Origin of the sequence: Facklamia sp. P12937 (genome assembly GCF_050409505.1) — a bacterium.
GTDB lineage: Bacteria > Bacillota > Bacilli > Lactobacillales > Aerococcaceae > Facklamia.
This window is the reverse complement of sequence record NZ_JBNUPI010000020.1, coordinates 1-24667: the sequence shown is the minus strand read 5'-3', so window position 1 is coordinate 24667 and position 24667 is coordinate 1. Positions and strand designations below refer to the sequence as shown.

Sequence of the window (24667 nt, the reverse complement as noted above, 5' to 3'; positions counted from 1 at the left end):
AAGAACTTTTTAGTTTCTTACTATCGGTGTTGCATTTGATTGGACAATTCGTCAACAAAAAAAGACCTGTCATTTCTCATCTATAAGAAATGACTAGGTCTATTACCTAAAAACGATTAATCTACCATCTCTGCTTCTAAGTATTTATGAATTAAGTCATATGTGGCAATTACTGAGGTGATGTGTGTTCTTTCAAAGGCATGACTAGCATCAATTCCAGCACCAAACAATCCGTGACGTACATCTGCTCCGGCACGCATAGCTGCAGAAGCATCTGAACCATAGTATGGATAGATATCTACTTTATAAGGAATCTTATTTTCATCACATAATCCAACTAATTGATTACGTAAGCCAACATGATAAGGGCCAGAAGCATCTTTAGCACAGATAGACACTGTATACTCATCTGAAGTTTGATCATCTCCTAATGCTCCCATATCGACAGCAATATATTCTTCAACTTCTGGAGCAATGTTAGAGTTTCCACCGTAGCCAATTTCTTCGTTATTAGAAATATAGAAATGAGTAGTATGTGCTAATTTAAGTTCTCCAGCTTTAATTGCTTCAATAGCTTCTAATAAAAGGGAAACACTCACTTTATCATCTAAGTGGCGTGATTTTAAATAACCGGAGTCAGTAATTTCTGCACGTGGATGGAAAGAAATAAAATCTCCTACTTCGATACCTAATTCTGCTACATCTTCTGGGTTAAAAACAGGGTGGTCTAAACGAACTTCCATATTGTCTTGATTGCGTTCTAATGACCCTGCGTTACGGTAAACGTGAACAGAAGTCTGATGCATTAAAATCGTTCCATCAAAAGTTTTACCTGTTTTTGCAGAATGGATTTTGCAATATACTCCTTCTAGCGAATTGTAAACAAACCCACCGATTAGATCTAATTTCAAACGACCATCAGCTTTTACCGCACGAACCATCGCTCCTAAAGTATCCACGTGAGCTGTAATAAAACGCTGACGTTCTTTATTTTTTCCTTCTAAAGTTACTAGTAAACCTCCTTTTGGTGTCTTAGTATACTCCACTTTATCCTGGTCAAATTTTTTCATTAAATGCGACACAATTTCACCAGTATAACCAGTTGGTGAAGGAATCTCGGTTAATTCTTTCACACGTTCTAAACGTGCACGATCTGATTCTGATAATTGATAATTCAATTCTACCATTCTGTTCTCTCCTTTATATTGATCCATCTTAAAAGATAAATCATTGTAATCACTTGATTCTACTATACAACAATTAGCCTTAAATTCAAAAGCAAATTATGAAAAAATAACAATCCTTTAGATTTTTATACTTGGACCAAAGTTTGAAAATTGAAATTCTAAAACAAGTGGGTGTCTATAGCTAGAGGCTTTTCTTATCATTAAGGTAAATAGGTTAAAAAAACTCGGGCAATTGTAAAATAAATGAAGACTGAAGTTAAGTCACTTAAAGTTGAGATAAATGGACCACTAGCCACAGCGGGGTCAAAGCCTATCTTCATCATGAGTTTAGGAATCAAAGCACCGGCAATATTAGCCACCACGATTGCACAAGCCATAGCAATCCCTATGATCATACCCAAAAAGAGATTTCCTTTCCAAAAGCCTGCCACTAGGGCTATGGTTAACCCAACTACCAATCCTGTGACTACTCCTGTTAGTAATTCAAAACTAAAGGAATCAAAAAATTTATCATCTTCTGATTTATTAGTAAGCTTGCGAACAGCAACCGCTAAAGATTGAGTTCCAGCGTTACCTGCTGTACCGGTTATTAATGTAACAAAGCTAGATAAAACAGGCACTGAGGATATCAAACCTTCAAACTGAGAAATTAGAGTGGCTGTCCCCATCCCCATAAATAGCAGTGTAACTAACCAAGGCAAGCGACTTTTAGAGGCCTTAAATGGAGTAGTATGAATTTCATTAACATCAACCGCAGCCAAACCTGAGTAGTCACTGTCTGCTTCTTCTTGAATAACGTCTAAAACATCATCTACCGTTATAATACCAAGTAATTCACGATCAAAGCCTACAACTGGTAGGGCCAATAAGTCGTAATCTTGTACCATTTTTGCTACCTCTACTTGATCATCATTTACTTCAACTGTTATTAAACGAGGATTAAGGATTTCTGAGATTAAGGTTTGATCATCATGAACAATGAGATCTCTTAAAGATAAAACACCCTTTAGTCGTCTATCTTCATCAATCACATACACATAATAGATAGTTTCTGCTTGAGCGGCTGCCGTTTTTAAGTGTTCATAGGCTTGTTTAACTGTATATTCTTCCTTGACAGTTACAAACTCAGTCGTCATGATGGATCCTGCTGTTTCGTCAATATAGTTTATCAAACGAGATATTTCACGGGCAGACTTATTAGGCATTAAATGCATGTAAGTATTTACTTTTTCTTTATTATCAATATTATTTAAAATATCCACCGCATTATCCGCGTACATTTCACCTAAAACAATAGCTGCATAGGCATTTTCCATCTCTAGGAAATACTCTTCACTCAAGTGAAGAATATCTGATTCAAAGGCATCAAAGACATCAGCGAGTTCACTGGGAGCAAGATATTGATAGACTGTTTTTCGCTCAGAACTGACAAACTCAGTAAAAATTTTGGCTTGATCATAATTATGTAACGCTAAAAACTCAGTACGAAAGCGTGTCATACGGTTGTTTTGCAGCATAGCTTTGAAACTAGCGACGCTTTCTTCAAAACTTCTTTCAAATACTTCCATTGCTATTCCTCTCTTAGTTAACTTGCTCGGCTTGAATCCAATCTTGCATATCTTCTGGTAGATTCATCTCAAAATGTAAGGGCTGTTGAGTCATGGGGTGGTTAAACTCCAATTGGCCACAGTGAAGCGCTTGACGTCTGATCGTTTCGGTCAAAGGACCTCCATATAAATCATCGCCAATTAAAGGACCTCCCATATGCATTAAGTGTACCCGAATTTGATGTGTTCGTCCTGTATGAAGCCTTATTCTTAAGTGCGCTCCATTAGGATAAGTTTGCTGACACCAATATTCGGTCTTGGCATATTTTCCACTTTCATGAACACGCCGGGTTATAATTGAAGACTCCGTACGTGCAATAGGTGCTTCAATTATACCATGGTCTGACCATTGACTGCGACTGCTTAGAGCATGGTAATATTTAACCACTTGACCTGCTCTTACTTGACGATCCATCAATGCATGAGCTAATCGATGCTTAGCAATTAACATTAAGCCTGATGTATCACGATCTAACCTTGTTACTATATGGATTACTTGATCCGAGTAGCCTTGCTTTTGGTAGTAACCTCTCACTCGATTAGCAATTGAACTCGAAGGATTTGCTAAAGAAGGAATTGAAACTACTCCCACTTGTTTATTTAAAATAAGTAGATCATCATCTTCATAGACGATTTCAATTGGGTCATCTGAAGGTGGAACTGTTTCATGCCCTCGCTCGATGGGAGCTAATAAATGAAGACAGTCTCCTTTACGGATTTTAAAACGAACAGGTACTTTTAAATGGTTCAATAACAGTTGACCTTCAAGCTTAACCTTTCTTAAAAAGGCCTTTGGTAACTGTTGTTGTCTTAAAAATTCTTTAATCGTTATTTCTTCCGATTGATCATAAAACCACTTCAACTCCATTATAAACCTCACCTTTTATTGATTAAACTTATTTTCTCACTTGATTAGCGATAAAAGAGGATTCTACACGATTCCAATAATGCATATGCTTAAAGCTAGCGAAATGAATTCTCTCCTTAGCCAATTGCAAGCGCACCGTATCAATTGTCTGGTCCGCCCAAAATAGATGGTCAGTCGTGATATCCATCCATTCATTGGATGGATCTGGTTTTAAAGTGAGCCATTCATCAGCCGGTAAAATAATAGGCGAGGCCAAGGATCGATAAACACGATTATTAACCGAAGCCATCTCTGTCATCTGTATTGCTTCAATTCGTGGATGCATTACCGCTCCACCTAAAGATTTGTTTAACCCCGTAGACCCGGTTGGTGTCGCAATACACAATCCATCCCCACGAAATGTTTCAAAGAATTGGTCTTTTATTTCCACATCACACACCATTGTTTTACGATGCGAACGAATACTGCATTCATTGAGGGCTAGAACATGTCTCTTTTTTCCATTACCGAGAGTAATAGCTACCGATAGTAAGGGATATGAAATGGATTCAGCGTCATTTTCAACAATACTCTGTAAAACTTGATCCATCTGTTCGCCTAACCAGTCCGTATAAAACCCTAAATGTCCCGTATGAATCCCTATAAATTGAGTATGATTGATAAATGCCTGGTACTGGTGAAAGGCTGATAAAAGTGTGCCATCTCCACCAATTGATATTACATAGTCAGGAGTTTCCCCGTTAGAGAGCTCTTTTAATTGATAGTGATGGAGTTTAGTTTTAAGTCGTTGAGCATAGGCAACTGATAAAGCTTTTTTATTATATACTAATCCAATCTTTTTCATAGTTTCTCCTTACTCTTGCTCTTAACGCGAGTCAAACAGTTTGGTTGCTTCATGAATCTCTTCACGAATCTGACTCATTTCTTCATCAAGTAGAAAGGCAGCCTCAGAAGCTCGTTGAAGTCTTTCTAATATTTCAACAGGATACTTGCCATCATACTTATAATTTAACGAATGTTCGATGGTTGCCCAAAAATTCATCGCTAAAGTTCTAATTTGTACTTCCACAATAACCGAAATGTTTCCTTCAATTCTTTCCACCGGATACTCTAAGATCATATGATAAGAACGATACCCACTCGGCTTATGATTTTTAATATAGTCCCTAATCATAATGACTTTAAAATCAGACCGTCTTAATAGTAAATCTGCTACTTCATAGATATCCTCAACAAACTGGCACATCACTCGAACCCCAGCTATGTCCTGAACACCACAAAGGAAATCTTTGGCTTTGATTTGTCTAACAGCCATTTTTTCCATAATACTTTCAGGTGATTTTACTCGTCCGGTAACGAATTCGATCGGTGCGTGTCTATCCAAATCAATATATTCTTGGCGAATACTTTTTAATTTTAGCTTCAATTCTTCAACAGCCTGACCATAAGGGGCTAAGAACAATGCCCAATTGTCGACAAAAGGTTCTTCATATACATATTTATTTTCCATGATTTCCCCCTTTCTAGCCCTCTACAAGTTTTCAAAATATTCAACCCATATCAGTCTAATTGATTAATATCATCCAGAAAATATTTTACCATAAGTCAAAGGGTTTTCGTATATAACTGTTCATTAGTTGAAATATCTATCATTTTACGGCATACTATTTATTTGTGAGGTTTTTCACTCTAGGCGTATTATTATAGATTACACTATGTTTATGATAAGCTTATACTAAGAAAAAGTAATACGAAGGAGGAATAGTGTGGAAAATTATATGATTGATTATCACTTTAATGGTCAGGCAAAGTATTTTGACTTTTATTTGTTTGTCAATCCTTTAGGGCGAAAATGCTACTATTCCGAGCAAGAGATTAATAAGGCTAGTAAATTAATTTCTTCAAAGATTGACATTAATATTCTTTGTATACATAATGAAGAGATTTTAAATGACTTTATGCAGCGTTTAGGCATTATTCAACCTAGTTTAGCAGTCCGTAATGACCTCTACTGTAAACTTTATAAAGCTGCTTTAGCCGTAAAAGCTGCACACTTTCAAGGCAAACGTAAAGGCAGATGCTTTTTAAAAGATTTACAACAAAAAATTTATCACGATCTATCTCTTTTGAACGAAAACTTAATTATGGACCTTGCTGCAAGCAATGGTTTAGATTCAGATTTGTTCTATGAGGATTTCTATTCCGATTTCACACGAGAATTATATTTTAATGACCTTAAAATTGCTAAAGCCATGGGTGTTCATTCAACCCCTAGTCTTGTGATATTTGATTCTACCCGTGAAGATGAAGGGATTTTGCTCGAGGATAATGTTACTTATGAATCCGTTATTGATCATCTAGATTTATTACATTCACAACATTTAGATCACTCTGTTAAATGTTCTACCCATTTTAATTTATTGAAATAAGAGGTCGAGAGGCTTTCGTTTCAGAGATTGACCGCTTATTTCTTTCAATAGTTTTTTGAATGACTTTTATTATAATACTTAACTATCAACAATTATTTCCCTCATAAAATTTTCCTCTCAAGTCTCACAGAGTAGACCTTTTGGGAGGCTATTTTTCATAAAAATTCACCCTTTTATAAGAATAAAACAGACGAATCAAGCGATTCGTCTGTTTTACTTACCTTAAAAGTGATTCCATAACGTTCATTTGTTCGGTAAATTATAATCTACAAATGTCTTAAGGGTATCTATTCCTAAAATTTCTTACTTAAACCTTTTTTACCCAAAAGATAAATCATCAAACCAATAATCAAAACTGTCAGAGCTAATAATGAATAAGTAGTTTCTTCACCGGTTATAGGTAAAGTATCCTTAGTGTTTTCTTGATTTTTAGGGTTATCCGGGTTTTTCGGTTTTTCTGGTTTTTCTGGGTCTTTAGGATTTTCTGATTCCTGAGGTTTTTCAGGATCTTTAGGGTTTTCTGGTTCCTGAGGTTTTTCAGGATCTTTAGGGTTTTCTGGTTCCTGAGGTTTTTCAGGATCTTTAGGGTTTTCTGAAATTTCAGTATAAATATTTTTGAAAACAGCTATTGCATCATTTTGATAGGTGACACTTAACCTTAATAAACCTGTCCCATCATCGGTTACGGTAACTATTACTTCATGCACTGAATCATCGTAGGTAATTCCTGCTTGATTGTCTGACACTTCACGTAAGGTATACGTATACTCGCCTACCGTATCAAATGATAATTCACTAAAGACTACTTTCCCATTGCTATCATTCGTACCTGTTGCTACGACTGCATTGTTGGTATCCACAACTTCAAAGTTAAATTGACCCGCTACTAAGTCTAATCCTTCTAATTTTTTCTCTGCGACTAATGAAAGTACACCCTTTGCTGCTGTGTAACTATTTTTAAAGACAGGAACTGTTTGGTTTGGATAGGCTACATCCATCTGTAACTGACCTTTTTCATCATCGGTTACTGTAACTACTACTTCATGCACTGAATCATCGTAGGTAATTCCTGCTTGATTGTCTGACACTTCACGTAAGGTATACGTATACTCGCCTACCGTATCAAATGATAATTCACTAAAGACTACTTTCCCATTGCTATCATTCGTACCTGTTGCTACGACTGCATTGTTGGTATCCACAACTTCAAAGTTAAATTGACCCGCTACTAAGTCTAATCCTTCTAATTTTTTCTCTGCGACTAATGAAAGTACACCCTTTGCTGCTGTGTAACTATTTTTAAAGACAGGGATAGCTTGATCAGGATAAACTGTTTCATGAACAAGTCGTCCTGCTCCATTATCAGTTACTATAATTGTAACATCATATGTTGAATCATCATAAGTGATACCTGCTTGATCATCCTGGGTTTCACGAATAGTGTAATTATATTCTCCAACATTTTCGTAAGATATATCAGTAAATGCTACTTTCCCATCTATATCATTCGATGCTGTCGAAATAATTTCACCATCAGAATTTAGGACTTCAAAATTGAATTGACCAGCTATTAAATCAAGACCTGTTAATTCTTTTTTAGCAATTAATGAAGCTTTTCCTGGTTGAGTAGTATATACATTGGTAAAGACAGGAACCTTATTGTTAGGATATTCTACAACCAATTGTAATTGACCCTTCTCGTCATCGGTTACCTTAACGATCACATCATAGGTTGTTTGATCATACGCAATACCTAGCTGGTTATCTTTCTTTTCACCAATTTTATACTTATATACTCCAATTTTATCAAAGGTTAATTCACTGAAAACAACTTTTCCATTGCTATCATTCGTACCTGTTGCAACAACTTCTTCATTTTCATTAAATACTTGGAAATTAAACTGGTCTTTTTCTAGAGAAAGACCCTCTAATTTTTTTTCAGCCAATAATGATAGTTTTCCAACTTTAGGCGTATAAGAGTTTTTAAAGGTAGGTAGATCATCTGTTTCGTATTGGATATTAGTTGCTAAGTGCCCTTGTTCATCGTAGGTGACTGATATTAATACATTATATTGATTTGTATCATAAGTTACCCCTGCCTGTTGATCTATTTTTTCACGTATCATATATTGGTAATCACCTACTGTGTCAAAAGTAAGCGCTTCAAACACTATATTACCATTAACATCGTTCTTAGCTCGAGAAATAATCTCTCCATCCTCATTTAGTAATTCAAAATGAAACTGTCCGTCAGCTAAATTTAGACCTCTTAAAATCTTCTTTGCTTTTAATGGAGTCTTAACCTCTTTGGGTTCATTGATGATTGTTATTACATTACCATTGGTTGATACATTAGGTATCTCGGCAACTTCTCCATTTGAATTAAGTAATTGTAATTCGTAAGACTGTGGATTATCAACCGAATAGTTAATTGTAAAATAAATTGATGATGCAAGTGTTTTAAAACCTTCAGGAGTTGATGTCTCAGTGAGAATATATTTTCCAGCTCTCAATTTATCTGAAATATAAATACCTTCCTCGCTTGTAAATACTTCCGATACTACCGTATCGACATTTCCATGAATGTCTATGTTTTCAATCTTAAATCCAACATCTCGTATAGCTTTTCCACTTTTAGCCTTTTTGAGAATTTTAAAATCAAGTTTTCTCCCTGTTCCGCCTCCACCAAATTGATACTGTTGAGCAGTTGTTTCAGTAACTGTTTCTTTAATAATTTTTCTCTCTTCTCCGCCCTTTAATGTAATGGTATTAGTAACCTGATAAGTACCAATTAAATTATCATTTAATCGTGTGGAGTAAGAAATTGTAATAGCTTGCGTTATTGTATCGTTTAAAGTCAACTTGAAACTTCTGTCATCTTCAGCGAAAGAAATTGAATAGTCTTCATTAATATTCAAAAGATTATTTGCGCTATCTCTAACTTTAAATGAATCAGTTAGATAACTATGTTTATCCGAAAGTTGATCTTCTATTATTGGATTCTTGATTGTCAGACCTTCCTCATTCACAGTAACTGTCCAATCAATGTTTTCGGTTAATTGGTTCTGTGTCCCTGTTTTAGCAACCAATCCACTGTTGTTATTTGCAAAATAATCCAAGTAGGCTGTATCTGATACACTAGCGACAACATCTTCTTTTTCGTATATCATTGATAAAGTAGTTGAATTAGTATATCTGTCCAAAACACTTTCATGGAATGATGGGAATTGCAAAATTTCCGTGTCATATTGTACTTTGTATTGATAAGATCCGTTTGGTAGTTGAATGACGAAACTATTGGAATCAGTGTTAATTGTCACATTAAGATTGTCGGTAATAAGGGTGCCACTTTGATCATAAACTTTAATGCTATCTTGAATTAAAGCTTGATCGCCTGGTATTGTGTCTGTTAAAACAGGATCTACTAAGTTAATGAGATTTGATGTGTTCGCATTCGCAGTTATTTCCCATGAGATAACAGGATTATCTGGAGTCTTGTCTAGGCTCACTGCTTCTTTGTTAACCGATAAAGCAGGGCTCGGAACTTTTATAAAGGCTAGCTCACTCCCGTTTGTATAAGTTAATAACGCTTTGTTTTGAATAAGATTTACTTCTTCTCCTGACGAAAGACTAGTTGTATATGTGAGCGTATACGGAACTGCATCAATGTCTCCTAATATAAGTTCAAATGATCCTTGACTTTCTTCAATGACCTGGTATTGGCTAGGATCAACTTCCTCTCCGTCTCTATATAGAAGAATATTAGACATGTCTGCTGTTGACGGAGAATATTGATCAGTGATTACTACATTAGCTAAAACGGCTTTTTTTGTATTGAAATTAATAATCCAATTAATGTGTTTATTACCTTCAGCATCAATCACAATGTTAGCTTTCTTATTAATACCTGCTTGACGTTTATAAACATTAGCTGTTGCTTCTTCCTTACCACCTTGCCAATCTAAAGTAACTTTATTTATTTGGTCGAGGTTATTGGCGTCATCTACGGTTGTAAGATATTTAATAGTATAAGTAGCATTGGTATCAGTACCAAATTGATAGGTAAATCCTTGACTTGGATTCATTATTAATGCAGTAGGATCAAAAGCCAAAGCACCTTCATTTGTAGAAGTTAATTCAAAAGAATCATTTACATACTTATAATTGCCACTACTAAAACTATCTTCAATTATTGGTTTAGTAAGATTAATATTACTTTCATTAAAAGTAATCTTCCATTCAATAAATTGCTCAGTTTTATCTTCGCTAGTTACATAAGAACCAACTTTTTTTATTCCTGCTTTAGGACCTGCTAAGTTAACATCAAAAGAAATTCCTGGTCCACTTTCCTCACCGAATAAGTAAACGAGTTCAGCATTATTAGCTATATTAGGTTCTTGCAGTCCTGCTGTCGTGTAATATGTTCGATAAACAAATATATACTTATGAGGTCCTGCATTCTGGACAGTCAGAGCAAATCCTTCTCGATTATCGCTATGTGTATAATTACGAATGTAGTAATTACTATTATCAATTAACTTTTCTGTTGTTATCTCATCTTGGTATAATTCATATGAAGATAAATCTGCAACATTAAAGTCTAATAAACTTTGATCAAACACATCTCGAATTGTCATGCTACCCATATTGATTCTTTGCGAATTAAGGGTAATTTTCCATTCAATATATGGCTTACCTTCATCATCTACCAATTGCTCCCCAGCTTTACCAAAAGTTGGAATAGTATTTATAACAACCGAGTCGGTTGCACTATTTTGTGGATCTAGATTATCAGAGATAATATTAGTGACTGTCCCCTGAACACCCAATTCTACTTCTGTCGAAAAAGTAATATAATAGGCTTGTCCTTGAGCATTAAGTTCTAAAGGAAAGCTTCCACTAACTGGTGTGAAATCTTCTGGGTTTAAAACATTGCCGTTACTATCAGGAACAACCTTACGCACTTTAATCGTATCTTTTAAAAGTTTAATTTTTTCTGTAATATTCTTCGTTTGAGAGTCCACTCCACTTATTAAATCTTCTAAAATTACTGTCCCAAGATCTTCCTGGCCATAATTATAAGTAACTTCCCAATCAATTATCGAGGGATCTTGCTCTGAGATTGAACCTTGTTTAGTAATAGTCGGTAGATCTTCATACCACGTTCCCTCAAAACTATCAGAAACAGGAGTTTCTGAACCATCTAGGAAAATTAATCCAGTATTACTGATAGTTTTAGCTCCTCCCCCATTCGGTCGATTAATTAATGTCGTATAGCTAATATCATAGGCATCTTCAATTGACCCTAAGTCAATTTCAAAGCGCGAATCACTTATTAACGGTGCAACCACTACTTCTTCTTGGCCTATCACTTGGTTTTCGTAATTACGAATGAGCTTTTCAACTAAGATACTTTCTGGTAAAAGCTCTAAATCATCACCAAAATAATCGGTATATGTAGCCTCTGAAACGGTGGCCATACTATCATTTAATCGAACGGTCCAATCTATATGTGTAGGGTTTGTCACTGGTTGTCCAGTTACATCTTTATATACTTTTTCTCCGTTTTCATCAATAATATAGGGTTGTCCTGCTATTTTTTTATCTTCCCCGTCATAAGGTATTTCCTCAGCAATGATAGTTGTTGTAAAAAACCCTCCTTCACCGTATGGAATGACAACCTCAATAACTTCTTCTTCAATCAATTGTGTTGTATCGAACTGTCCAGAAATCTTTATGTTTATATTTAAATCATCAAATTCCTTAGCCTTATCATTAAAAAGAATGGCAACTTCCCCATTAGTTACAGTATAAGTACCCACTTCTGTACCTTCCACCAGAAGTGAAACAGCTGCGGAACTTCCTTCAAAAATTTCTGGCAAAACAATAGTATAAGTGTCCCCAGCATTTATTACCGTATTAGGAGGACTAACTAGAGTATAATCAAGTATTAAAGCATTTAATTCTGATGGAGTAAAAGTTATCGATTCCCCATCAGGTAAAATGAATGTGTTATTGTCTGTTGTGGTGACAGTCATAACAACATTTTTCACCCAGTTGCCTTGAAGGACACTAAAAGTAGCGTTTTCAGGAACCATTTCATTCTCTACAGCCGCTTCATCTATTGGAGGATCAATATTGTTGATGCCTTCTGACGCTTTATCCATTGAGATTTCTGTTTTCTTTTGAGGAAGATGTTCTGCATCATCTTCTGAGTTGTTTGAATTATCCACTTGTGTCTCTTCGTTTAGATTATCATCTCCTATCTCTTCCAGAAGGGATTCATCCTTTAAAATGTTATTATCCACATCTTTTTGTTCGCCAGCTTTATTCTTAGTCCTAGTTTCGAGCACTTGGCCATCGACAATTTTTTCATTCTTTACCATGGTAGTAGAATCTGTATCAAACACCTGCGAAACTGCGTACATCGTTTGTGGTGAGAAAACGATATTCAACACAAGCATCATTGTCAACACTAAATTAACCATTATTTTTTTATTCATTACAATTCGCCTCCTTATTAACTTTTGCTCAAGCTCACTTTATCCTTGCTGATAATTTCTTCATATAACTCCTTTCTAATTCATAAAATCTCTCACATTAGTGTCTTTATACCCATAATATTAAGTCAAGCCCATAATCCTGTGTGAATTACACTGCAATGTTTTAACAGTCTCTTGTTGATCAAATTTAATACGCTTTCTTATCGAACTGAGCCATTGTCATATATATCCTTTGACTCTGACACCTTTCGAATCACCTGTAACCATCAGCTTGAATAAATTGTTTTTGTCAATTATTCATTACTTTTTTTAAACATGGTTATTAAATGTTTTAGAGACATTCCCCTTTATCGATTATTTAATAATGCTTTAAACTCTTCATTATTCAATGTAAGATGTTCTTAGCCTCTATAAAAATCTACTAGGTATGTTTTATAGCAAAAACATCGCGCCGTAAAAGGGGCTTTATATGGACTTTCATAATCTACACAATTACATGGACTTTATCCCATATTACCACAATATTGTGAATTGTAGTAGTGTTATGGTTAAATTTCAGATTGAAAATTTCCTACTAATTAACTTTTAACTAATTGAACGTAAAAGAAAAATAACTTTTCTATTAGTATCAAGAAACTATTCTTTTTAAATTTAATTATGTTTCAAAATGTTTACTTCCATATAAAACAAAAAACCAAAATCAAGATTCCCTTGACTTTGGCTTCAACATATTATGATTCTATAAATTATAGGGATCATTCACAAAAACACAGACATTTAATGTATTAAAAGCATGTTCTACTATATAGAAAGAAGTCTGTACATGACTAATAAGATAGAACAGTCCTCAATACTAAAGACCCAAACATTAATTTCTCTCATAATTGAGTCGCACAAGTCAAAAATAATCACTATATTTCTTGCGCCTTAAGTTCTCCTGTTCACCCTTTTCATCCTTGCTCCTACTATCATAAGGAAAAGACTGTCATTAAAAGGCTAACTATTTACCTATTATTAGCTCCTTATAAGGCTTAGGAAAGGTCTGTTTTTGTCTGAACAAACAAGCTTTGATCACCACACTTTCCTGCTCAGAATAAGCCCTTGTAGATACATTGTTTCATCTCTAGTGCTACCAAACAAAAATAGCGTGTTTAACAATTCACACGCCCTCAAAAAAGATGATTGCTTATCAAACATATCTATCTATAAGTGCATCATGTCATAATTGCCTTCGCTTCCGTTTCTCATAAACGGCCACCTACCCTCCCTTAAAAGATTTGTTTGATAAGTTTAAGTCAATTCCAACAGTGAAGGGGGCTGTAAGCTTTGCTAGTGCAATGTCATTCCCCATCAAGTCATAGATGTTGTAGAAGATGTCACTTAAAATATCTAAAAAAGTACTTTTACCGTTATAGTCATCATGAATAAAATAAGGTAAAAACTATTTTCATTGACTGATACACAGCCTACATTGCCTTAACTTGCCAATTGAGCCCTAATACTTTGATTATTATTGAACGGTTTCATATCGTTGTTCAATCCCTTAATCCTGAATTAAATCGGTTGCACATTCATTGGATAAATCAAGTACATCATAGAGACAGGCGCTCTACAATAAATCAAAAGATATTGGGGGACTGTTTTTGAACAATACCGACAATAGGGACAATGACCTATAAAATCAGAAGCAAGTGTTTAAAAGCACCTATCAAATGATACAAAAGCTACACTATCCCTTAGAAAAATTTAGTCACAAAGCATTTAAGGTCTTACTCCGTGACAATTCAACCTCCCGGCTATCATCTAGGTTAAGAAGAACCTTCGGAATCCCAACAACTTTCTTGAGATTACCTTCAACCATCCTGAACTAACTAAGGGGTGATCAATAAATTTAAAGTGCTTAAGCGCAATGTCCATGACTCCCGAAACTATTGTCATTTTAAAGATAAAATCTTTTAACGCGAGACAATTTGTATCCGAAGAAAAAGAAAAAGAGACCAAACAGATATTAACTGCTTAGTCTCCTTAATTTATCATCAGCCCTATTTGATATAGAGTCTATTTTTTAAACTAATGCTTTTTTGGCTTCCTCAACCAAAGCAGTAAATGCTGCTGCATCATTGATAGCAATATCTGCTAACATTTTACGGTTAATTTCGATTCCGGCTTTTTTCAAACCATTCATTAATACAGAGTAACTCATATCATTTTGACGAGCTGCTGCATTAATACGTGTAATCCACAAACGACGGAAATTACGTTTGGTTTGACGACGGTCACGAAAAGCATACATGTATGACTTCATAACTTGCTGCTTAGCTGTCTTAAATAATTTTGACTTTGCTCCGTAATAACCTTTAGCTAATTTTAATGTACGTTTACGACGTTGACGTGTAACATATCCACCTTTTACGCGTGCCATGATTTTCTTCCTCCTTTATTCCTATAAAGCTGAAATTTGTTGCTTAATACGTTTCATATCTGAAGCAGAAACTAAAGCTGATTTACGTAGTTGACGACGTTGCTTTTTAGTTTTACCGTGGAAACGGTGGGAAGTAAATGCACGTGAACGTTTCAATTTACCTGTACCTGTTTTCTTAACGCGTTTTGCTAAACCGCGGTGAGTTTTTTGTTTTGGCATAATAATCCTCCTATATTCCTACTTATTAATCGTATTATGATTCTGACGAGGGTGCGAGTATGGTAAACATACTACGGCCTTCCATTTTAGGTTTTGACTCCACGGTCGAAACTTCTTTTGTATCTTCAATAAAGTCTTCCAAAACATCTAAACCTAAATCCTTATGGGTAATTGACCGTCCTCTAAACCGGATACTTGCTTTCACTTTATCGCCTTTTTCCAAGAACTTGATTGCTTGACGTAATTTCGTCTGGTAATCATGGTCATCAATTGAAGGACTGAGACGTACTTCTTTAACACTGACTACTTTTGTATTCTTACGTTGTTCTTTTTCTTTTTTCTGTAACTCGTAGCGATATTTACCGTAATCCATAATCCGTGCAACTGGCGGATTAGCTTGCGGTGAAACGAGCACGAGGTCCAAATCAAAAGATTCAGCAATCGTTAAAGCGTCTTGTAGCGATTTAACTCCAATTTGTTCTCCATTATCACCGATGACGCGCAATTCCTTAGCGCGAATTTGCCCATTAATCAATGCTTCTTTAGCGATATGAGTCCACCTCCATAATTTTTATGAGTGACAAATAAAAACAAAAAACAGCCCGTTTGTATACGTGCCGTCTCTATCAATTTACAAAAACAGAATTTTCTGCTCCATAAATGATTTGCCCTACATCTTCTAATGTCCGGCGAGAAACGGTTTGTTTCTACTTGTTTTCTCAACTTATACAGTGTATCACACTTCATTTGATAAATCAAGTTAAAATTCTTAGAGCATTCTAGAGTGTCTAGAGTTGTCAAACATATGTTACACAAGGTGCTTCTAAATGGGCATGCTTATGTCTTAGCGTCTAGCCCTCAAATTCTTAGAGCGCAAATTTCCTTTAGCTATTAATCATAATTGATGATATAATACTGCAGAAATCTAAATATTAGGAGTTTTTTAATGGACTTAAAAAAATTTATAATAGGAACGATTATGATAGGGCTGTTAACAGCTTGCCAAAATACCTCATCCCCTGAAGTGAAAAGCTCTTCAGTTGACTCATCTAACAATCAAGCTTCATTAGAGGATTCACAATCATTACAAAGTCAACCTTCTTCCTCACTTGAAAAGTCAGTTGCTGATGAAGATGATCAAATATCTTCTACTAAAGAAGAGAGTAGAGAAACAACTTTATCCAAAACTGACAAATTAAGAAAAGCAATTATAAAAAAGCAAAACAAGTCAAACGATGATAAAGAAGAGACAAACGAAGACTTAGAAGTTTCTTCCATAGAGCCTAACGAAAGTACCGAAACAGTTAAAGAAGATAAACCAATAGTTGAAGATGACGGAACAACCGATAAAGAAGAAACCACCTCTGCAAGTGGTGGAAAAACAACTATTGAAACTACACAAGAAGATGATACCGAACAACAACCAGCCGCTTCATCATTTTCCTTAGATTACGATCAATATGACTCCGTTCAAGAAATTATCGAAGATTTAATTGATGAATATGGCTTTGATTCTTCTAAGCTAGGTATTGCTTATCAAAATTTTGTAAGTGAAGAATCCTATTACTTAAACGAAAATGAAGCACGTCATGCAGCTTCTACCAACAAAGTGGGAACCTCCGTCCTATATCTCGACCTAATTGAAGCAGGTGTCCTAAGTTGGGATAGTCAACTGCCTGCTAGCGAAAAGGATTTAGAAGAAGGTGATGGTAGAATCACCAATAATCCCTTGCGCTCATATTATAGCTTAGAGGAATTGATTTCTAACCTTCTAGTCTATTCAGATAATACTGCCTGGAACATTTTAATCGATTATTATTACGAAAATTATGGTGATTATCGCAATGACTTAATCGAACTATCAGGCATTAATAATAAACCGATTGCTTTAACTCAAAATATGAACTATGCGACACCCAATATGCTAATCGGTTATCTTAATAAAATTGCTTTCGATGATAGCTATCAACCTATTATAAACTACATGTTAATCGCACAAAAAGGACAACGATTCAAGCTGTACGTTGATAAAGGAATGGCTACTAAATATGGTCAGTATGGTAATGGTTATCACGATACAGGTATATACTTCGAAGATGGAAAGCCTATATATAGTCTAGTGCTAATGACCAACGATCTGGGTACACTCGATAATTTTATGGGGGATTTAAATTTACGCGTAAATGAATGGTACCATTACCAACAGACTCAATAATAATCACATCACCCACGCAACTTCTTCAACAAAAGTTGCGTGGGTGAATTTTGTATTCAAAATTATTTGATCAACATACTTTTAAACTTCATTTTCCAATTGTTCGAGAACACAAAAAGGGACCACTAGAATACTTAGTAAGATATAGCCTGTTTGTATCCAAAAAATTCCCACATCCATCATACCGTGAAAAAGAACGATTACTAATATTGACACAATGAGACCTAATTCTAGTCTAATTTTAGGTTGGAAGACTCGTTCAACTACATTCCTAAAGTAATGACTAAAAGCCATTGTTAAAACCATTAGACCTACAATACCGTAATTAGCTAGTGTATCAATCAATAACTGGTGGGCATGCATTTTTCCTTGATCTGCAAACAAATAATAAAAGGTAACATAAGCCATAGGCCCTCTTCCGATTAAGGGGCTTGTTATAAATATTTGCCATCCAGTATACCAAATTGCAAAACGGTCATCAAAAGCATGCGCCAAAGTAGTAAACCTAGGTAATAATTCAGGTTTTATAAACAAAGTTAAAAAACCTCCTGCTAAAGCAAAACCAATCCCCCATGCTATTTTAGGCTTTAAGAAAAATACCATAAGGACAATCCCTACAATACAAGTAGGAATAGACCATCTCGAAGCAGTTAAAAATAAACTAATTAAATTTAAGAAGATGACTATCATCGATAACCAACGATCAAGTGGTCGCTTTGTTTTTGCCATTAAATAAATAGCCATTACTAAAACCATGGCAATATATAGTCCATAATAATTAGGATTAAAAAACGTTGCTTCTGCACGAATTTGCGGATTATGATACTTAAAAATATAAAATAAATCGTAACCATTCATAAAAACATAGTAAGTATATCTTACAAACGCTAGCAAAGCTAACGGGATAGACCCCCATGTGAAAATTTTTATCTGTTTTAAAAAAAGCTGAGGAGTAATTATTTGAAAATAAAAATTAAATAGTAAAAAAAGTAAAAAAAGAACAAATGTGACGGCAACTCCGATATAATTCCTAAAGTAGATTGATATGATTAAACTATATATCAAAAAGATAAATAACCAACTCTGTTTGCGCATTATCTGTCTCAAGTCTCGACGGTGTTGAAATAGAAGATATAAGGTTGTTAAAAAAATAACAGCGCTACCAACATAAAAAGGTAATAAGACTGAAACTGACACCAATAAGAATAAATTACCTTCAAGATTTTCACTTTGAGTCAAAGATTTCAAATTCACTACCATCCACCTCCATGACTAATATTTATTATTATAGCAAAAGATGCTATATATATTCATTAAGTAAAAACAGATTTTATCTTGAAGATTATTCATAAAGTAGTTATTATTAACCAAATACAGTTCATCTCAAAGCTTAAATGGACTCGTTATTTAGAAATAAGTTCAATGTTTATGTGGTTGACACCGTATTTCTTACATTATCTTAGGAAATGCTCATGTCGATAAAAAACTTTTTATTAGCTTTTTTATGATATTTCTAGTTGACTGTCAGCAGGACTCTCATTCTCCTTCTGATAGCGAAGAATCTATTACAACTGCGTCAGAAAGACTAAGTACAACTATTGAGACTCAAGAAACCAGCATGGATGAAAAAATCGGATTGAAGAACATCAAGTTACATCCTATTCAAGAAATTATGATTCCTATCGTTCAGTTACTGATTTAGTGAATGATTTAATAAATGACTATAATTCCCCATCTTCTCGTCTAGGCATTTCCTACTATAATTTTTTCACTAAAGAATCTCACTTTTTAAACGAAATTATCGGCCAATATGCTCCTTCTAGCAATAAAGTTGGAACGGCTGTTCTTTACATCTAATTAATTGAAGAGGGAAAACTTAACTGGAAAAGTCAATTGCCTGCCAGCAATGTTGATTTTGAATCAGGTGCAGAAAAAAATACCCATAGTCCCATTCAGTCTGAATACCAATTAGAAGAGCTGATTGAAAATTTATTAGTGTATTCAAATAACATCGCTTGAAACATTCTGATTAATTATTATCAAAACAATTTTGGAGACTTTAAACGTGATTTGGTTGAAAAATCAGGGGCTAGTCAAAAGACAGAAAGTCTTTATGATCAATATAACTATGCTACTCCTAATACTTTATTAGTTTAACTAAAACAAATTGCCCAAGATAAAGAATATTTACCTCTAGTTAGATACATATCCATTTCTGAAAAAGATCAACACTTTAAGTTTTATATCAAAGGTGGTATGGCTGCTAAATATGGACAACTGGATTATGCCTATCACGGTACAGCTATTTATTTTGAAAATGGACACCCTATCTATGCTCTGGTTCTAATGAAAAGAGAAATTGGGACAGTGGATCAATTTATGGGAAAACTTAACCTTATTATCAATGAATGGTCTCTCTATTAAATTTCTCCCAATAAATAAAACTATTTCATCAAAAATTACTATGTTGTAATCTCTTTCATTTTTAACAATCAACATTTAAAATTGCGCTTTTCATAACTGTGAACGAAATTTGATGCTTCTTTGATTTTTTAAATTTCATATCTCAATTGGACTTAAATTGAGATTTCGCTATAATAAAGAATAGTTTATTGACTAGTTTTAACGTTAGTCACACCCATTTTAAGGAGGACAGCCTATGCCTATACATTCAATAAATTGGCAAAAATTTTTTAAAAAACTTGTTTTAGTCATGCTTTTTAGCAATTTATTCAATCAAGCTATTTCAGCCCAAGTTGAAAATTTATCTAAATTACCTGATCTGTCTAGAGATATTAATAAGGCCAAAGAATACAAGACGGTCGTCATGCCAGATGATTACCCAGAGGAGCTAACCAGCTTTTTTGATAGTTCAATTAGTTCAAGATCCTTCATTGTGGTAGATGTTGAAACAAATCGAATTTTAGCTCAAAGAGGAAGTAATATCCCCTATCCAATTGCTTCTACAACTAAAATTCTTACAGCCTATCTTACTTATAAAGCAATTGAAGATGGGAAAATAAAAATTACAAGTGAAATTGAAGCTCCCAGTGATCTAACTCAAGCACTCTCTGATAACCCTGAGTTAACTAGCACCCCTTTAATAGCTGGTCAAAAATATACTGTAGATGATTTACTTCATGCTTTAATTATGCGTTCAGGGAATGATGCAGCCTCTTTACTGATGCGAGAAATCTATGGTTCAGAAACTGCAGCTGTTCAAGCGATGATCGACCAACTTAATAATTGGGGCTTTGTAGATTTCGATTTATACACAACTTCTGGTGTCCCTAATGAATTTATACCTGAAGATTGGCGTATGGCTGGGTCTCTAGCTAGTAATGAAAACGCAATGTCTGCTCAGGACCTAGCTTTGATGACTCAAAATGTCATTAAAGAATTTCCAGAAATTTTAAATATTTCTTCTGCTAAAACTTATGTTTTCCAGGAAGATGGCGACTTTAGCCAAGTTTTTAATACCCCTAACCCTCTTTTACCTGGTCAATCATTAGGAAGAGAAGGAATTAATGGCCTTAAATCCGGTCTCACAGATGGTGCAGGAGATAGTTTTGTAGCGACAGGCAAGGAAAATGGGCGTGAAATTATTGCCTTATCCATGGGGAACTTTATCCAAGAAGATGGAAGTTATTCTTCTTCTTATGATCAATTAACCTTGATTCTTGATGCTTTAGCTGAACATCCTGATTTATATCAAAATGAAAACTTACCCCTTAATCAAGTCACTCAATCCAAAGTTGAAGAAGAGCTTAATGAAACTTCCATAGATGGTGAAGAAGATAATGAGTCTCAAACCGAACAAGAAAAAAACACTTTAGAAAATCGAAGAGATAATCCAATAACTAACTTTATTAAAAGAATATTTGACAATTTTAGATGATTAAAAAGCAGATCTCCTTTAAAAAGGAAATCTGCTTTTTAAATATTCATTGCTATCGGCTTCTTCTAATTTTCCATCTATCATTTTAAAAAATCGGTCACATTTAGATATTAGCCGCGTGTCATGCGTCACCATAATTGTTGCTTATGCTATTTCCTTAGTCATTTTTGCTAAGAGATCCACTACCTCGAAAGCACGTTCACTATCTAAACTAGCCGTCGGTTCATCAGCTAAGCGGAATTGATCTTTAACTTTTAAAAAGGAATAAGATTCGAGGCTTGTAAAATTAAACCTATTTTATCAAAGCGGCGTTTAGTACGTTCTTTATCACTTAAAGCGGAAAAATCTTCTTCTTTTAAGTAGACTTGACCTTTTGAAGGACTTTGGAGCCCTCCAATAATCGATAATAAAGTACTTTTACCAGAACCAGCTGGGCCAATTATGGCCACAAATTCGCCTGGTTCAATCACAAAATTAGTCTGTTTCAAAGCTTGAATTGTTTTGTCACCATCTTTAAAACTTTTTTCAATATTTTTAATTTCTTTGGCTTTCACGTTTATCTCCTAAGATATCGCTTAACTTGGATCAATGCGTACAATTTGTCTAACTGAAAGCAATCCACCTAAAACCGCAAAGACAATCATTAAGATCATTGTAATTCCAATTAATTCCCATGAAAAAGCAAAAGGTACTTTTGCTGGTAAATAAAGGGCTGTTAAAAGAGTAAATATCAAACCGAGCGTGGCTCCTATAACCGCCATTAGTAAAGTTTGGTAGACGACTGAGCTACCGATAACGAAGCTTGAAATACCCTGTGCCTTCATGACACCTATACAAGACTGCTATGATCATTGCTAATAACTGCCGCCTTATTAGAAAATAATTTTTGTGAATTAAAAAAACACTTAGTCTCAAATTTGCCTTTAAGTAGTTAATAAAGACAATTTGGGCGATAAGTGTTTAGAATTATAATTTTTTATTTTTTCGATTTATTATTAATATCCGCTAAAATCATTGCAATGAAATCTTCAACCGAAACTGATTCTGAATTTTCTTGACCGTAACGACGAACATTCACATTACCAGATTCAACTTCTTTGTCCCCAATTACTAATTGGTAAGGAACTTTAGAAGTTTGAGCTGAACGAATCTTATAGCCAAGTTTTTCATTACGCAAGTCCATTTCAACGCGAACACCAACATTTCTCAAAGCATGATAGATTTCTTCTACTTTTTCACCATGGGCTGCGAGATTAACTGGTAAAAGAACAACTTGAACTGGAGCTAACCAAGTAGGGAAGGATCCCTTGTACTCTTCAATTAAGTAGGCAACGAATCGTTCCATAGTTGAAACTACACCACGGTGGATAACAACCGGACGATGGTCATTTTGACCATCCTCACCTACATAAGTTAGGTCAAAGCGTTCTGGAAGTAGGAAGTCTAATTGTACTGTGGACATGGTTTCTTCTAAGCCAATAGCTGTTTTGAATTGAACATCTAACTTAGGCCCATAGAAAGCTGCTTCCCCTTCCGCTTCAAAGTAATCCAATTCTAATTCATCCATAGCTTCTTTAAGCATAGCTTGGGCTTTTTCCCACATCTCATCATCATCAAAGTATTTCTTAGTATCCTCAGGATCACGGTATGATAAACGATAACGATAATCTGTAATGCCAAAGTCCTCATATACCTCAGAAATCAACTGTAACACACGCTTAAATTCCTCTTTAATTTGGTCAGGACGAACGAAAATATGCGCATCATTAAGTGTCATTTCACGAACACGCTGCAAGCCTGATAAAGCACCCGATTTTTCATAACGATGCATCATCCCTAATTCTGCAATTCGAATAGGTAGTTCACGATAGGAATGAATATCATCTTTATAAATCATCATATGGTGTGGACAGTTCATCGGTCTTAGAACAAGCATCTCACCGTCACCCATATCCATAGGCGGGAACATATCATCTTGATAATGATCCCAGTGTCCCGAGGTCTTATAAAGATCCGTCTTGGCCATGATTGGAGTGTAAACATGTTGATAACCCAATGAAATTTCCTTATCAGTAATATAGCGTTCGATGGTACGACGGATAGTTGCTCCATTAGGTAGCCAGAAAGGTAAACCTGATCCCGCTTCCGGACTAATCATGAATATGTTCAATTCTTTACCTAATTTACGGTGGTCGCGCTCCTTGGCCTCTTCACGTAATCTTAAGAATTCATCTAGATCTTCTTGTTTAAAGAATGCTGTTCCATAAACCCTTTGCATCATCTTATTATCAGAATTGCCACGCCAATAAGCTCCAGCGAGTGACAAGAGTTTAAAAGTCTTAATCTTACCAGTTGAAGGCACATGAATTCCACGACATAAATCAGTAAAATCTTCTTGCGTATAGACGGTGATAATTTCGTCTTCAGGTAAATCATTGATTAACTCTTGCTTGTAAGGATCATCCTTAAAAATCTCTAAAGCCTCTTGACGCGATACTACTCGCCGTTCAATTGGATAATTAGCTGAAATAATTTTTTTCATTTCCTTTTCAATTTTTGGCAATTCTTCTTCGGTAATTGGATCTGGTTTGTCAGTATCATAATAGAATCCTGAATCAATGGCAGGTCCTACACCAAAGTGAATACCTGGATACAAACGAGTCATAGCATGAGCCATTAAGTGAGCGGTTGAGTGACGCATAATTTGTAAAGCTTCGTCACTTTTATTAGTGATAATCTCAATTGACCCATCCTTTTCAATTGGTCGATTATGGTCAATAATCTCTCCTTCAAATTTACCTGCTAAGGTTGCTTTAGCTAAAGAACGAGAGATAGATTCTGCTACTTGCATGGGTGTGATGCCTGATTGATATTCTCTTACAGCACCATCTGGTAATGTTAAATGAATTGTTGACATATAAGATTCCTCCTCCGTACTACTGAAACTTAAAACAAAACGTCCCATTGGCTATTACTAACCAATGGGACGTGTATTCGACGTGGTTCCACCCAAGTTCATTATCTTTTATAAGATAATCTCATAGAGTTAACGCCTCCGACGTCTCGACTTACCACTCATGCTTGGGTCGAGCATTCAAGAAGGGGTAAAGCTAATTATCATTAAGGTCTTCCAGCAAACGACCTCTCTCTTGAAATGAGGGAATTAAACTTCGTGACTTCTCATTAATTTCTTATCTTGAGTTAAATTCATTAAACCATCAATCTTAAAAAAATGCAAGAATTAGTTTCATAATTGCATTACTCTGTTAAACGTAAATGATAATGTCTCAAGAGAACACAAATCAAAATGTCCCACTAT

At 34.9% G+C, this 24667-nt stretch carries 17 protein-coding genes and 1 pseudogene; 5 read left to right on the top strand and 13 right to left on the bottom strand.

Going from position 1 to position 24667, the window contains the following annotated elements; genetic code table 11:
• Positions 1–116 precede the first annotated feature (116 nt).
• From ACQV2R_RS07560 to ACQV2R_RS07540, 5 genes are all read right to left on the bottom strand, one after another.
• On the bottom strand, positions 117–1187 hold the full coding sequence (locus tag ACQV2R_RS07560; protein ID WP_428874840.1) for a M42 family metallopeptidase: 1071 nt from the start codon (positions 1185–1187) through the stop codon (positions 117–119).
• A 200-nt stretch (positions 1188–1387) separates the two neighbouring features.
• Positions 1388–2755 (bottom strand): magnesium transporter, encoded by a 1368-nt coding sequence (gene mgtE, locus ACQV2R_RS07555; protein ID WP_428892043.1) that lies wholly within the window; start codon positions 2753–2755, stop codon positions 1388–1390.
• A 13-nt stretch (positions 2756–2768) separates the two neighbouring features.
• The gene (locus ACQV2R_RS07550) at positions 2769–3662 is read right to left on the bottom strand and encodes an RluA family pseudouridine synthase (protein ID WP_428892041.1); all 894 of its coding nucleotides are present in this window, start codon (positions 3660–3662) and stop codon (positions 2769–2771) included.
• A 28-nt stretch (positions 3663–3690) separates the two neighbouring features.
• On the bottom strand, positions 3691–4506 hold the full coding sequence (locus ACQV2R_RS07545; RefSeq protein ID WP_428874464.1) for an NAD kinase: 816 nt from the start codon (positions 4504–4506) through the stop codon (positions 3691–3693).
• Between the two features lie 21 nt (positions 4507–4527).
• Positions 4528–5172, bottom strand: a complete 645-nt coding sequence (locus ACQV2R_RS07540) for a GTP pyrophosphokinase (RefSeq protein ID WP_428874465.1) — start codon at positions 5170–5172, stop codon at positions 4528–4530.
• Between the two features lie 256 nt (positions 5173–5428).
• Between ACQV2R_RS07540 and ACQV2R_RS07535 the strand changes: the two genes are divergently transcribed.
• Positions 5429–6091 (top strand): DsbA family protein, encoded by a 663-nt coding sequence (locus ACQV2R_RS07535; RefSeq protein WP_428874466.1) that lies wholly within the window; start codon positions 5429–5431, stop codon positions 6089–6091.
• A 293-nt stretch (positions 6092–6384) separates the two neighbouring features.
• Here the strand turns inward: ACQV2R_RS07535 and ACQV2R_RS07530 are convergent, their stop codons facing one another.
• The 4 genes from ACQV2R_RS07530 to infC form a co-directional block, all read right to left on the bottom strand.
• Entirely contained in the window at positions 6385–12594 is a 6210-nt protein-coding gene (locus ACQV2R_RS07530) for a Spy0128 family protein (protein ID WP_428892039.1), read from the bottom strand.
• Positions 12595–14659: 2065 nt separating this feature from the next.
• Positions 14660–15016 (bottom strand): 50S ribosomal protein L20, encoded by a 357-nt coding sequence (gene rplT / locus ACQV2R_RS07525; protein WP_428874468.1) that lies wholly within the window; start codon positions 15014–15016, stop codon positions 14660–14662.
• A gap of 21 nt (positions 15017–15037) precedes the next feature.
• Positions 15038–15235 carry a 50S ribosomal protein L35 gene (gene rpmI / locus ACQV2R_RS07520; RefSeq protein WP_258436501.1) on the bottom strand — a complete coding sequence of 66 codons (198 nt, stop codon included), beginning with the start codon at positions 15233–15235 and terminating at the stop codon, positions 15038–15040.
• Positions 15236–15269: 34 nt separating this feature from the next.
• A complete protein-coding gene (gene infC / locus ACQV2R_RS07515; RefSeq protein ID WP_258436502.1) occupies positions 15270–15770 on the bottom strand; it encodes a translation initiation factor IF-3 in 501 nt (166 codons plus the stop codon).
• A 411-nt stretch (positions 15771–16181) separates the two neighbouring features.
• Here infC and ACQV2R_RS07510 point away from each other — a divergent pair, with 411 nt between their 5' ends.
• Positions 16182–17450 carry a serine hydrolase gene (locus ACQV2R_RS07510; RefSeq protein ID WP_428892037.1) on the top strand — a complete coding sequence of 423 codons (1269 nt, stop codon included), beginning with the start codon at positions 16182–16184 and terminating at the stop codon, positions 17448–17450.
• Between the two features lie 81 nt (positions 17451–17531).
• On the opposite strand, the gene ACQV2R_RS07505 is transcribed toward ACQV2R_RS07510, so the two are convergent.
• Positions 17532–18710, bottom strand: a complete 1179-nt coding sequence (locus ACQV2R_RS07505) for an O-antigen ligase family protein (protein ID WP_428874552.1) — start codon at positions 18708–18710, stop codon at positions 17532–17534.
• 600 nt (positions 18711–19310) lie between these two features.
• Here ACQV2R_RS07505 and ACQV2R_RS07500 point away from each other — a divergent pair.
• From ACQV2R_RS07500 to ACQV2R_RS07490, 3 genes are all read left to right on the top strand, one after another.
• Positions 19311–19469 carry a serine hydrolase gene (locus ACQV2R_RS07500; RefSeq protein WP_428874555.1) on the top strand — a complete coding sequence of 53 codons (159 nt, stop codon included), beginning with the start codon at positions 19311–19313 and terminating at the stop codon, positions 19467–19469.
• A 237-nt stretch (positions 19470–19706) separates the two neighbouring features.
• On the top strand, positions 19707–19874 hold the full coding sequence (locus ACQV2R_RS07495; protein ID WP_428874550.1) for a hypothetical protein: 168 nt from the start codon (positions 19707–19709) through the stop codon (positions 19872–19874).
• A 235-nt stretch (positions 19875–20109) separates the two neighbouring features.
• On the top strand, positions 20110–21348 hold the full coding sequence (locus ACQV2R_RS07490) for a D-alanyl-D-alanine carboxypeptidase family protein (protein ID WP_428874549.1): 1239 nt from the start codon (positions 20110–20112) through the stop codon (positions 21346–21348).
• Positions 21349–21366: 18 nt separating this feature from the next.
• Here ACQV2R_RS07490 and ACQV2R_RS07485 read toward each other — a convergent pair.
• The 3 genes and pseudogenes from ACQV2R_RS07485 to thrS form a co-directional block, all read right to left on the bottom strand.
• A pseudogene (locus ACQV2R_RS07485) lies at positions 21367–21902 on the bottom strand (ABC transporter ATP-binding protein).
• A 21-nt stretch (positions 21903–21923) separates the two neighbouring features.
• Positions 21924–22172, bottom strand: coding sequence for an FtsX-like permease family protein (locus ACQV2R_RS07480; RefSeq protein WP_428873627.1), 249 nt, complete (start codon positions 22170–22172; stop codon positions 21924–21926).
• Between the two features lie 152 nt (positions 22173–22324).
• Positions 22325–24265, bottom strand: a complete 1941-nt coding sequence (gene thrS, locus ACQV2R_RS07475) for a threonine--tRNA ligase (protein WP_428873626.1) — start codon at positions 24263–24265, stop codon at positions 22325–22327.
• Positions 24266–24667: the final 402 nt, after the last annotated feature.